Source organism: Okeania sp. SIO2F5 (genome assembly GCF_010692685.1).
GTDB lineage: Bacteria > Cyanobacteriota > Cyanobacteriia > Cyanobacteriales > Microcoleaceae > Okeania > Okeania hirsuta.
This window is the reverse complement of the sequence record NZ_JAAHGU010000179.1, coordinates 1-12,816: the sequence shown is the minus strand read 5'-3', so window position 1 is coordinate 12,816 and position 12,816 is coordinate 1. Positions and strand designations below refer to the sequence as shown.

The window sequence follows — 12,816 nt, the reverse complement described above, 5'->3', positions numbered from 1 at the left end:
GACCCCGCCGAGCCGGAATTATTACAGGCATTCCACTCGAAGATACTGGTATTTCCCAGAATCTACCTTTTTTCTGTGCTCCTTTAACTCTTCCTTGAGCTAATAAAACTAATAAACGTTGACGAGATATACCTAATAAAAAAGATGCTTCTCTAGTACCCATGATTTTTTTCCTTAACTGTTGGACAATAGTTAAATATCCAAAAATAGAACAACATTAACAGGACTTACACAAAGACACTGTGTATATAGTATTCATAACTATTGTCTAATAGTTATGAATACTATATATAGCGTATCTGCGTAAGTCCTAATTAAATAGTGTTAATTATTATTATTATGTTTACTTCTCCCCCACTCCCCTACTCTCCTACTTCCCCTCCTGGGAGTCCCCTGCTCAAGAAAGCGTAGATAAAGTTTTTGAGAAATGGTCTAATAAATTAGACATCTGGTAAAAATCAAGAATAAAATAAATTATTCTTCTCTTTTCCCTGTTTCCTCTTTTCTGGGTTGTCAACATTACAATCAATATACATGAATTTACCTTCTTTTCTCTGGCTTTGGAAAATAGCAGCTTGGTCTATGGGTCTTTCCCTATTTGCCTATTCATTATTAGCAGTAACAGGTGGTTGGATGTTTTTTGCCCGCCATAACAAACAAAAACGTCCTCAATGGTTACGACCTTTTCATTATATTATTGGTGGTATAATGGTATTTTTAGTAATTTTGTTACTGGCAATTGGTTTGGTAGGAACTATTGGTTATTATGGTAACTTGGGTCATTCCGCTCATTTACCCGCTGGTTTAACTGTTGTAGCTTTGGTTTTGGTTTCTGCTTGGAGTGCGACTCAGATAAATTCAAAACAACTTTGGGCGCGATCGCTCCATATCACAACTAATATTATTCTGTTGTTTAGTTTCGCAACAGTATCTTTGACAGGTTGGAGCGTCGTGCAAAAGTATTTGCCTTGAAGCAAAGAACAAGATAGATATTATAAAATACGAAACTCGATCTTAAAAAAATTGGTAAATCCACTGATGCAGAGCTAATCAAAAAAAGTTTATCTAAGATGTTGCCAGAAGACCCGCGCTCTCCTCGTAGGAAGTGTCGTATGGGAATGCCAATCAATGTTGCAGCTTCACACATAATCTGTTAATATGTAAATGTTGAAAAATTTTGCAGCAGATGGTTGAAAAAGCGTACAAATTTAGATTTTACCCAACTCCGGAGCAGGAAAGTCTGTTGCGCAGAACTTTGGGTTGTGTGCGTTTAATCTACAACAAAGCTTTAGCAGCAAGGACTCAAGCTTGGTATGAACAAAAGCAAAGAGTGAGCTATAAGCAAACCTCAACTATGCTTACCTCTTGGAAAAAGCAAGATGACTTAGATTTTCTGAGTGAGGTAAGCAGTGTTCCATTACAGCAAGGCTTAAGACATCTACAAACTGCTTTTCCTGCGGAATGCTGCGCAAACACTAACTTTTTTAGTGGACGCGCTAAATATCCTAATTTTAAGAAAAAACGAAATGGTGGTAGTGCTGAATTTACGAAATCGGCATTCAAGTGGAAAGATGGTCAAGTCTACCTAGCTAAATGTCCACAACCATTACCTATTAGATGGAGTAGGCAACTACAGCAGGGTTGTGTACCTAGTACAATCACTGTCAAGCTAGCGCCCTCTGGTAGATGGTCTGTATCTTTGAGGATCAATGATCCTAGAGACTTGAGGCTTAAACCAGTCAAGAAACAAGTAGGTATTGACTTGGGAATTACTAGTTTAGTTACTACCAGTGATGGAGAAAAAATTACTAACCCTAAAAATCTAAACAAGTTGGGAAAGAAATTAAGACTAGCTCAAAAATCACTTTCTCGTAAAACCAAAGGTTCTAATAACTACCATAAAGCTAGTTTAAAAGTAGCCAGGATACACGCTAAAATTAAAGATTCAAGGCTGGATTACACTCATAAGCTAACATACGTCGCCAATCCGACGGCTCCCCTACAACTAATTAGAGAAAATCAAACTATTGTAGTAGAGGACTTAGCAGTTAAAAATATGGTCAAGAATCATAAATTAGCTAGAGCAATAAGTGATGCTAATTGGGGAGAACTAGTCAGGCAATTAGAGTACAAAGCAGAATGGTATGGACGGGAGTTGATCAAAATTGACAGGTATTTTCCTAGTTCAAAACGTTGCTCTAATTGTGGTCATGTAGTGGAAAAATTACCTCTAAATATTAGAGAGTGGGATTGCCCAGAATGTGGTAGTCACCATGACCGCGATATCAATGCAACTATAAACATTTTGGCTGCTGGGCTAGCAGTGTCAGTCTGTGGAGCGACTGTAAGACCTTCTGGGAGTAAATCTCGGAAGGCGGGTGCTAAGAAACAGAAAGCCCCTAACAGTGATGTTAAGGAATCCCACCCTGTCTCGTGAGAGCAGCGTCGGGAGGATGTCAAGTTGAAATCAAACACACATTTTTCTTGACCCAAACATTAGTCGGTTTCTAGCAATGAGCAAAAACTTATCTGAAAGCCTTCCATATATATCCATAGGTGCAACAACTGGTGCAACCTTTTCTACTACAGTCGGCAATATTGGATTAATAGGTAGTTTTGGAGGTATCAGCATCGGTGCAACTCCTATTATCGGTGCAGGTGCAGTTGTCGGTGCAGCAACTTATGGTGCTTTTAAAGCCATTACAAAATCAGACCCCACTGCTATTGGTTTTATTGGTATGGGTAGTTATGGAGGAGTCACCCTTTCTTCTACTATTGGTGGTATAGGGTTGGGAGTTGGGGGGACTGCTTTTGGTGTTGGTATAGGAGCAATGGCAACTTTTGGTGGAGTAGTTGGTCTTGGTCTTTATGGATTTTTTCAAGCTATTAACTCATCCCCACAAAACCGAATAGTTGATTCTTTTGCAACTTTTGAGCAGATGGAGGAGAAAATTTTAGATCGAGTTTCGTGGCAAGAAGCTTATAATCAAGCTATGGTGGAATTGATAGAATTAGACCCGGTTCTTGCTGAAATGGAGACAAAGCAAAAATCCACCGCCCTAGAAATAGAAGCAGAATTAGCACAACTCCAGAAAAATATAGGTTGTCAAAATCAATCAAATTTTTCTCCCCCACCCACAGAAAATTCTGAGTTACAACCACAGGAAAAATTAACCTGGAAATTTACAAAAGTTATCAAAGCACATACTGCTTCAATTAATGCTGTAGCTATTAGTGCTGATAATCAAACTTTTGCCACAGCAAGTAGCGATCGCTCTGTTAGCCTCTGGAATTTCAAAACAGGTAAACGTCTCTATACTTTTTTCGGATATTCACAGGAAGTACAAACTGTCGCTCTTAATATCAAGACTCCCATACTCGTTAGCGGAGACTTCGACGGAAAAATCACCACATATAATATAGATACCAAAAAACATTGTCAGACTTTTTTAGCTTCCAACTCTCCCACCAGTCATGGAGACTCAGTATTTGCAGTAGCTATCAGTAAAGATAGTAAAAATGTTATTAGTGGCAGTGCTGACAAAACTATTAAACTTTGGGAACTAGAAACAGGAAAACTCAAACGTACTTTTGACGGTCATACGGATAAAGTTTGGGCAGTTGCTTGGAGTCAGGATGGTAAAACATTTGCTAGTGGGAGTGCTGACAGAACTATTCGTTTGTGGAATATCAATAGCTATCCACCACCTCGTATTTTTCAACAGCATTCTGGTTGGGTAACGTCTTTAGCTTTTCACCCGACTGGAAAAATACTTGCTAGTGGGAGTACAGATTTTACAGTCAAACTTTGGAATCTCGAAACAGACTGCTTAGTTTGTACTTTAGTTGGTCATGCAGCACCGATTTTTTCTATTGCTATTAGTGGTAATGGAAAAATGCTTGCTAGTGGTAGTCAGGATGGCACAGTGAAAATTTGGGCTTTACCTAGTGGAGAACTTTTGCAAACTTTAGCTGGTTGTTATCCAGTAGCTTTTTGCGGTGATGGGTGCTTGGTGAGTGGGGGAAATGGCAAAAATATTAAAATCTGGCATCAGGTAATGTGGGATGGTGTCGAATTTTTATCTGGAGAGTGGTGGGAAATATTGGGTGTAACACCAAATGCAGATGCGGAAACAGTGAAATTGGCTTATCGTCGTTTGGCTAGACAATATCATCCAGATGTGAATAGGAATAAGGAAGCTATTTCAAAAATGCAAATTATTAATCAAGCTTATCAAGAGTTTCTACTGGCGCGTCAAGCTTGAAATAGTGTTTTAGGAAAATTCTCCAAACCTTAGTCATAGCAAGAATTATACTAAAAATTTAATACATCATTTTCAGCTTGACGCACCACTACTACGGCAAACTAATGTTTAGGTAATTAGGGCTTGCTGATTAAATCTAAAAGTATTTACAGATAAAGGTTTTAGTCTTTTTGGGGCCTTTAAAAAGTGTCTGGTTTTCAGCTCTTCACGCTCAAAAAGTTAGTATTTTAGGCGGCTTTGTTGCGCAGAACAATCTTGGGACAAAACGCCCGCTCCTACCTCCTCGCTCCCAAGCCTTTTCTCCTGTCTCCTGTCTCCTGTCTCCTGTCTCCTACTCTCACCCATAAGACTTTTTCAGCAAACCCTAATTAAACCGAAAAACTCTCACGAATTTGTTGCCTAAACTCTAAAACAGCGTCAAAAGCTTCATCATATTCAACATAACTTGCTAACAATTCTACATCTAACAAAGGCAACAACTTACTCCTAATTACCTGCTCATACTCTCCCTTATTTAAGTAATAGATAGAAAAACTTCCATTCTGCCAAAACCACACTTCATAAACTCCTAAACCTTGATAAACTTCTAAAGCATTAATACCACCACTGGTAATTACAACTTCAATAGCTAAATCGGGAATATCTTTATTACTAAAAAGACAGTAACATTCGTCCGTTTCAATACCCCTAACTGTTGCTTGAGACCGAAAAGTAGTGGAACCTAAACCATAAAAACGGATACGACTTTCCTTAAAATAAACTTCTAATAATCGACCAATATTACTCTTAATAAATTCATGCCGACGACTCGGCGACATAATTTATAAACACCCCTCTAAAAAAGTAACACGCCAACAATAATTATCTTGCAAATCCTCCAATAACTGTTCATAAATATGCCAACTAATATCACCCATAATAAGAATTTTTTCGCCATCAATAGAGCCTAAGCTATACTCATTTATCAATTTTTCTAACTGTTGTAAACCTGCTACAAAATTCAACATTTCAACCTCTTATATGAAATACGCTAATCTTTGCTACTAAAGATTGATATCAAATCCGGTAGCATCGGTGTAATTAGATAGTTAATCTAGGAGGACCGAGTCAACCCACCCCTCGCCCCTCCCCCTCCCAGGAGGGGAAGTCAGGAGTCAGGAGGGAAGAGAATGCGCGAAACATTTGCTCTTGGATGAAGATCAAAATTTTTTTTATACCGAACCCGAGCGGATTTTATATGATAGGGAGATGGAGAGATTCGTATATTTGCACAATTTTTTGTATTTCATCAGGACTTCCGCAAATTGACTTTTAAAGCACCATTTGTAGGGGTAAATAATATTATTTATCGCTATATGCAGAGTCTCTGCGTAAGTCCTGTTTCATATTAAAAAATATCGCTACTACACTCCAAAAGTGTTGTGGTTAATTGTATTGTAGTAATCTGAAGTACTAACATTTTTGATATTGATTGATTTTTTTATTATATTTTCTGTCTTTTTTCCTTCCCTACACCATTTGTAATATTTTTTTTCAAAATCATAAAAACCTCAATTCAAATAACGTGACTTACGGTTAATCAAATATAAAAAGATATAAATCCAAAATGTTAGACTAGGTAACAACCAAGGTAATAAAATTGCTGCTGAAATATAAATTTGTAGACTCGCCAGTGCATAAATTAAAGTTAATAAAAACAATAACAGAATAATTTCTTGTTTTTGAGTATTAGTACTATTCCCTAATACTAATACTGTTCCTTTTCCTAACAAAGCAGCTAATACAATTAACCATAAATTAGGAATAGGTATAACTAATCTTTGATTGAGCAAATGATGAACCATATAAGCATGAATTTCCCCTCCAGTAAATACTGTACTGGGGTTTGCAGGATGTTGAGAGCGCCAGAAACCAACAGCAGCAGGTAAAGGAAAATTGTCTCCTCCTGGAGCAACTAATCCTGCATCTTTATATCTAGCAGCAATAATTACTATTGATGGACGTTTATCTAGTGTAATTAGTGGTAATAATGGGGAATCATTACTCTCCAAAAGTTGCCAAGCAGGTAAACGTTGAAAAACTGCTTCTGGGGGAACAGAAAAATCTATAATTGGATGCATCCACATTTGCCCTAATTTATAGGAAAATTTAGTTAAAGGTTGTAAGCGAGATGAATTGGAAAATAAATCCAAAAATCCATATTCACCTGTGGTCTGATTAATATGATTTTTCACTTGAGATACCCAACTCTCTGAAGAATTAATCTGAGGTTGAAGCAACTCCCCAGATTGTTCAAAGTTTAACCGGTGAGCAACTGCTAACCAATAAGCAAAGGGCAATGGTCTCTTGCTAGAATATTGCCTTGGTAGCAGTGTAAAATGGGTAACGTAACTGTCATAACCGACAACAAAAGTATCTCCCTGTAGTTGCCAATTTGGAGATGCTAACTCTGGCAAGGGTTCAAACCAACTACCAGCTAGATTACGAGATGTCGCTAAAACAAACCAAGTATTTTGTTTTTTTATGGATGAGCGCAGAGTACGAGCTAGTTGTCGGTCGTTTTTTGGTTGATGGCGATCTAATAGATAATCAACACCAATGATTTTGGCGTTTATAGATGTTAGTCGATCGATGATTTTGGCTATATAGCTACGATCCATAGGTCTAGGATCGGATATTTTTGCTTTTTTGATGGACTCTTCGTCGATTTCAACTAATAGCACGGGAGGCGAATTTTTGCTATCAGGTTGATTGGTAAATTGCCGATACATAGCTTGCACTAATACTCGCTTTTCAATTAAAAAGCTTTGAGTTGATAATTGCCAACTGCATAAAATTAATGCACCGAGCGCCATCGCTTCTTGTTTGCTAGGTAACCACCGTTTGCATTTGTCTTTAATTCTAGATGGTTGAAGACAAAATAGTGGAGCATTCGGGTGGCAAAACAAAGACGGTATTAAATATGTACTAGGATAGGTGAGATTTTTCTCTAACTTTAAAAATTGACACGCTGATAATAATGATTCGTGAACATCTTTGTATTCGGCTAAACTTTGTAGAAAGCGCACTAAAAATTCTTGGGCGACTTGGTTATGAATAGGTTCTCGCATGACGGCAACTTGACTTAAACCCAAGTCTATCAAGGTGTTAGCGATGCTTAAACCACTACAGGAATTGAAGATGGCAAATTGTAAACCTCTCTGTTTGGCTATAGTTAAGGATTGAGCAATTTCGATCATGGATAGAGATATCCCTGGAGCGATCGCTAGTTCCCCTCCTGTATTCAGATTTTCATTACTGTGTCCTGCGAAAAATAAGATATCCCACCCACGTTCGTCTTTTATTGCTTTGACAATTTTGTCTTTTAGCTGTGCTTGACGCTCATGAGGTTGCCAACCCACAAACTCTACTTCTGCTATTGGGGATAATGATTTTACTGCTTCTCTATCTACCTGGAAATTTAAACCTGTATCATCTCCCAGTATTGCTAATACCCTAGCTTTACCTCGACAGGGTTTGGATTGATAATTGACTGGTGTATCGTGGATATTAATAGGTTGGCGGACTATTCTAATTTTACTGGATGCAGCAAATTCTGTAATTTCCCATACTTCCCAGGGTAAACGACATAATTCTTGGCAGTTACAAGTTAAAAATATGTCAATAGTAGGTACATGAGTGTTGTGCTGTGATGGTAGGAAATTTTCTGTTTTTTGTTTGGCTGCTTGAGCAATAATTGCTCTAATTTCAAACAGTTCTTCGTGTCTTAACCAACGATGAAATTCACACAGAAGTTTTGCTTCTGCTTGGACCAATTTTTGTTCCCAATCAACTTGTCTGATTATTGTTCCTGTACTTACTACCCTTCCTCGTAAAGCTCTATGATAAAAACTTAGATATTTTGTTTGCCAATCTTGATAAAATATGGTAAGGTTTTCAGGATAAGGAATAGTTACACTTAATTGTTGTCCTCTACCCCAGGCAAGTTCAAATAAGCAGACTTTTTCAACTTGTTGAATCTTCAGGTAGAATCTATAAGCAGTCTGAGTCATTTTTCTTTGATTTTGATCGCATACCTCTTTACTTTAGCAATTATCAATTAATTACAGAGAACTTAGAGATATATAAGGACAACTCTATTAAGCTATAAAAACAGCGATCGCTATATCTTTTCTTCCGTAAAATAAGCGATCGCCAAAGTTTTAAATAGAAAGTTGAAAGGGAAAACGCACGATGCAAGAGAATATTAAAACATCCGAACCTGTATTCACAGTGTTATACCTTCTTTTTATACTAATTTTCCCTCAATAATTCTATAACACTAGTTAGGGCTTGCTGATTAAATCTAAAAGCACTGACAGGTAAAGGTTTTAGCTTTTTTACACCGAAAAAAAGTGCAACTTTTTAAGCTTGAGCGACTAAAAAGTTAGGATAAAAGGCAGAATAATTGTAGAAAAATCAAGGGATAAAATATCCGACTCCCTCCTCTAAATTCCCTATTCCTCCTGGCTTGGTCTTCCTGAGGACTGACTCCTACCCCATACCAAAAGACTTATTCAGCAAACCCTAAGTTAGCGAAATATAGCAATTTGTAGAACACCTAGAAGACTTATTTGTAATATCTTACTTACATAACAAACAACTATTGCTCTGAAGATTCAAGATATTGATAAGTTTTTTTGGATACATCGCGAATCAAGTCTACGGCAGTTTGTTCGTCATCTAGGCGTTTCACCAATACAGCCAATAGATAGCGCTTGCCATTGAGCAAATCAATCATACCCACATCTGCTAATACGGACTTCAGGTTACCTGTTTTGTGAGCAATAATAGTACCTCTACCTATGCCCCGAGGTAACAATGAATCATTTTTAGTCCTTTCCATAATTCTAAACAGGCGATCGCGAGACTTTAGAGATACCAACCCACCTTGATTTACCTGTGAAATTAAATTTATCAAATCCTTGGGAGTTGTTGTATTAGTGCCAGAGAGGTCTGGTAAGGAGTCATTAATAGTAGTATTCTTCAAACCCCAACTCTGAAACAACTGATTCAAAACTTCAGATCCACCAAGTGTTTCAATCAACATATTGGTTGCGGTATTATCACTAATCACGATCATTTTTGTCGCTGTTTGCAAAGCCGTATATTTAGTACCAGGTCTGCGAAACTGCATATCTCCCGAACCCTCAGCTACATGAGATTCCTCCATTGTCAACATATCATCTAGTTTGATGCGGCCTTGGTCCACAGCTTGAAAAAAAGCTACTAATATTGGCACCTTAATGGTACTAGCTGCTGCAATAGCGACATTTCCATTAATATCTAGATAAGCACCAGTATCAACATCAATCAGGAATATTCCTGGGGTGAGTTTTGGATATTCTGCGATGACTGTATCTAGCTCTGTTTTCAAAGCTGTAATTTCTCTAGTTTGTTGTACTGCTAAAGGTACAATGGAGGGAGATTTCCATTCTTGATTTGGTTCTATATCTGCTGCTTGAGAAAGGACACTAGAACTACTTCCAGGTTTCAACATTGATAGCAATGTTCCACTAATTACCGCTATTCCCATACCCAAAATTAACATCCGAGTTGTGTACAACACTACCGAAGAAGACACAGAGCGTTTACGACTTGTGAGTGGGGACTTTTTTTGCAGTGGTGGCTGAGAAATAAAAGATTGGGCTTTTTCTAGCCGTTTTTGGGGTCGAGTAGATGTTTTGGGTTGTTGTTCTGCGATGGATCTTAATCTAGCCAGTTCATCTCTTCGACTACGTTTAGCTCTGTGAGATTGAAATCTAGGAATTTCTGTTTTTAAGGTTCTAGGGGGAACAACTTTCTTTCTTGGGGGGACAGACCTAAGATAAGGTTCCTCAGAAGGTGGTAGAGGAAATTTAGCTACGTTACGCTTTCTTTTGAGGGGTAGCTGCGGTTGTACGGGATGATTTTGTTGTCTACTACTAGATTGCTTCGATTGAGAATCTGGCCTAGTAGGGGATGATACTACTGAAAGAATTGATGGACTAGGAAATCTCTGAACCACTCCAAACACCTTAATTTATAACTATAATTTTGTTTATCTAACAGAAGTAAATCAAAATCAACAAAAATTGACTATTTCTGCATGAAAATTTATTGGACTTTCAGTTTTCAAGAGGTATATTAATTTATTCCATTTCACAAAAGTCAAAAGTCATATAACTAATATATCAAGGGAAAAAACTTAAGACCAAGAGAAAATATAGATAATTATTTGATTTCTCACGGGTTGTGACATTATTAATATTATTAATATTGAGTTAGATTGGTTAGAACTAGAAAACTAACTTAATCTCAGATTAACTTTGCTCGATCGCCTATAATTTAGGTAAGTTATCTATTACTTTAGCGCAAGTCGTAACTATATTTTGACTATTCTAGACAAAAAAACACTTTACAGATAAATCCAGAAGATTTTCACAAGCATCTCTAACTTGGTTCTCAGATATTTCTATTCAGCCATTTATTTATATATTGGACTTGTCGCTTTATAACTTAAAAATGTCGCTTTATAACTTAAAAAAATCCCAAAAACCTTGTTCTGTAAGGATTGTAGCTATTATTATGGAAACATGCTTGTATTTATTGCTCTGTCTAGGTTAGAGTGATTTTTTCCCTTTATTTAGCGACAACTCTATTAAAGAATACCCAGAAAAAATAGATTAACTATCATTTTCACAATGATTAGAAAGTGCCCAATTCATTTGCCTAATCATTCCGCGTAACATGGCCACTTCTTCAGTAGAAGGATAGGCGCGGTTGAATAGACGACGAATTTTTTCCATCCTGCTAGATGCTGTATGGGGATAAAGATAACCTATTTTCAGTAGCAGGGTTTCTAGATCCTGATAATATGCCTCTATTAAATCTATTGGAGCTTCTAAATTAGGCGCCGGGTTAGGTGGACTATCCTGACTTTTTTGGTCGCTCAGTGCTATAGTTTGCAAATGATATAGTTCATAACAACAGATAGCTACTGCTTGAGCCAGATTTAGTGAACGATAGGTATTATCTGATGGAATACGGACAAATCTTTGGGCATAGTTTAATTCTACATTAGTTAAGCCTCTGTCTTCTCTGCCAAATATTAAGGCTGCTGGATATCCTAATAGCCAAGGTAGGGAATGTCGGGGGTTTTCTAGCTTGGTGGGTAATGAACGGTCTAGGGATGTTGTGGCGATCGCTCTTTGACATCCTTTCAGTGCTTCAGGTAATGTTTGAACTATGGTGGCCGTTTCTAAAATTTCTGGGGCATGAACTGCCATTTTCCTGGCTTCTAGTCCATGGGGGTCGCATTGAGGATTAACTAAGACTAGGTGATGGAAACCCATATTTTTCATAATCCGGGCTACAGAACCAACATTCAGTGGTCCGGCAGGTTCTACTAATACTATTCTTATTTGTGTTGATTGTTGTTTAAGCATTATTAATGTAATTTTTTCTTATTCTGGTTTGAAATATAGCAATTTCCAAGGAGCATGAGGTACAAAATTCCTTTTTTTAGGGAGTAGGGAGTAGGGAGTAGGGAATAGAAAAGAATAAAAAAAACTGTATCTCAGTAACTTGAGAAACGCTATATCTATTGGATTGATAATTTTGCAATAGTAAGGGGCGGGTTCCACGTTAAATTAATGGCGTTACAAGTTATTAGATGAACCTGCCCCCGACCCAATAATCTAACGCTACGCCTGGATTTAATATTCCTTTTACAAACAGTCTCTTATTCTTGATAATTAGCAGAAACTATACCGATCAAAACAGAGTATTTGATCGCAAATTTTAAAAAATAATTGTTTGATTTTTTTGATAGTATTTTGTACTTTTACGGGAAAAGCTAATTGGTAGTCCTGTATATGTAGTGATAACTTAATTAAATTATTAATTTCTGATATATTTGTCCCAAATATTACCTGATAATTTGTTGAAAAATAAAATTTTAATTTTCAGGTTATCGCCTGGATAAAACTCTTAGTAAATTGTGAGGAAATTTCCCTAGTAATTACTACAATAAAAAAGTATACTATACTATATTTTTACTGATTTTAAAACATTATATCCGATGTTAAATGATCAACTTATATGCCCTAGATATGATAGTAGTCATACTGTGAAAAATTGTACAATTCATAATAAAAAACCAAAGTATCAGTGTCAAAATTGCCAGAGACAATTTGTGGCTAATAGCCAGAAAGTTTATGTTAATCAAGAAACCAGAGAGTTAATTGATAAATTATTTTTAGAAAAAATCAGTTTAGCAGGTATAATTCTTGTAACTGGAGTCTCCGAAAAATGGCTCCAAGAATACGTAAATAATAAATATACAAAGGTTTCACAGTCTATTCAATGTACTAAAAAAAACCAGGTAAACTGACTATTCAATGTGACGAAATGTGGTCATTTGTTGGGAGTAAAAATCACAAACAGTAGCTCTGGCTGGCGATGGATATAGAAACCAGAGAAATAGTGGGTTTCTGTTTAGGAGAAAACGGCGCATTAGGGTTGTGGAATT

At 36.9% G+C, this 12,816-nt stretch carries 8 protein-coding genes and 1 pseudogene; 4 read left to right on the top strand and 5 right to left on the bottom strand.

Annotated elements, in window-relative coordinates:
- Positions 1 to 534: 534 nt before the first annotated feature.
- The 3 genes from F6K27_RS29920 to F6K27_RS29910 all read left to right on the top strand — a co-directional run bounded on the left by F6K27_RS29920 (position 535) and on the right by F6K27_RS29910 (position 4,265).
- Positions 535 to 972, top strand: a complete 438-nt coding sequence (locus tag F6K27_RS29920) for a DUF4079 domain-containing protein (protein WP_287279557.1) — start codon at positions 535 to 537, stop codon at positions 970 to 972.
- Between the two features lie 214 nt (positions 973 to 1,186).
- On the top strand, positions 1,187 to 2,437 hold the full coding sequence (locus F6K27_RS29915) for an RNA-guided endonuclease TnpB family protein (protein WP_287279556.1): 1,251 nt from the start codon (positions 1,187 to 1,189) through the stop codon (positions 2,435 to 2,437).
- 76 nt (positions 2,438 to 2,513) lie between these two features.
- The gene (locus tag F6K27_RS29910) at positions 2,514 to 4,265 is read left to right on the top strand and encodes a DnaJ domain-containing protein (protein ID WP_287279555.1); all 1,752 of its coding nucleotides are present in this window, start codon (positions 2,514 to 2,516) and stop codon (positions 4,263 to 4,265) included.
- Positions 4,266 to 4,633: 368 nt separating this feature from the next.
- On the opposite strand, the gene F6K27_RS29905 is transcribed toward F6K27_RS29910, so the two are convergent.
- The 5 genes from F6K27_RS29905 to F6K27_RS29885 form a co-directional block, all read right to left on the bottom strand.
- Positions 4,634 to 5,083 carry a Uma2 family endonuclease gene (locus F6K27_RS29905; RefSeq protein ID WP_287279554.1) on the bottom strand — a complete coding sequence of 150 codons (450 nt, stop codon included), beginning with the start codon at positions 5,081 to 5,083 and terminating at the stop codon, positions 4,634 to 4,636.
- A gap of 3 nt (positions 5,084 to 5,086) precedes the next feature.
- A complete protein-coding gene (locus F6K27_RS29900; RefSeq protein ID WP_287279553.1) occupies positions 5,087 to 5,272 on the bottom strand; it encodes a hypothetical protein in 186 nt (61 codons plus the stop codon).
- 543 nt (positions 5,273 to 5,815) lie between these two features.
- Entirely contained in the window at positions 5,816 to 8,317 is a 2,502-nt protein-coding gene (locus tag F6K27_RS29895; protein WP_287279552.1) for a CHASE2 domain-containing protein, read from the bottom strand.
- Positions 8,318 to 8,907: 590 nt separating this feature from the next.
- Positions 8,908 to 10,311 (bottom strand): serine hydrolase, encoded by a 1,404-nt coding sequence (locus F6K27_RS29890; protein ID WP_287279551.1) that lies wholly within the window; start codon positions 10,309 to 10,311, stop codon positions 8,908 to 8,910.
- 658 nt (positions 10,312 to 10,969) lie between these two features.
- Positions 10,970 to 11,731, bottom strand: coding sequence for an RNA methyltransferase (locus tag F6K27_RS29885; protein WP_124143601.1), 762 nt, complete (start codon positions 11,729 to 11,731; stop codon positions 10,970 to 10,972).
- A gap of 635 nt (positions 11,732 to 12,366) precedes the next feature.
- Between F6K27_RS29885 and F6K27_RS29880 the strand changes: the two are divergent.
- Positions 12,367 to 12,816 (top strand): annotated as a pseudogene (locus F6K27_RS29880) (IS1 family transposase); the annotation flags it as partial.

What these genes read in the sequence shown, in the direction of transcription:
- F6K27_RS29895 (WP_287279552.1), bottom strand. Translation starts at nt 8,317, where the DNA reads ATGACTCAGACTGCTTATAGATTCTACCTGAAGATTCAACAAGTTGAA.
- F6K27_RS29915 (WP_287279556.1), top strand. Translation starts at nt 1,187, where the DNA reads ATGGTTGAAAAAGCGTACAAATTTAGATTTTACCCAACTCCGGAGCAG.
- F6K27_RS29885 (WP_124143601.1), bottom strand. Translation starts at nt 11,731, where the DNA reads ATGCTTAAACAACAATCAACACAAATAAGAATAGTATTAGTAGAACCT.
- F6K27_RS29910 (WP_287279555.1), top strand. Translation starts at nt 2,514, where the DNA reads ATGAGCAAAAACTTATCTGAAAGCCTTCCATATATATCCATAGGTGCA.
- F6K27_RS29905 (WP_287279554.1), bottom strand. Translation starts at nt 5,083, where the DNA reads ATGTCGCCGAGTCGTCGGCATGAATTTATTAAGAGTAATATTGGTCGA.
- F6K27_RS29920 (WP_287279557.1), top strand. Translation starts at nt 535, where the DNA reads ATGAATTTACCTTCTTTTCTCTGGCTTTGGAAAATAGCAGCTTGGTCT.
- F6K27_RS29900 (WP_287279553.1), bottom strand. Translation starts at nt 5,272, where the DNA reads ATGTTGAATTTTGTAGCAGGTTTACAACAGTTAGAAAAATTGATAAAT.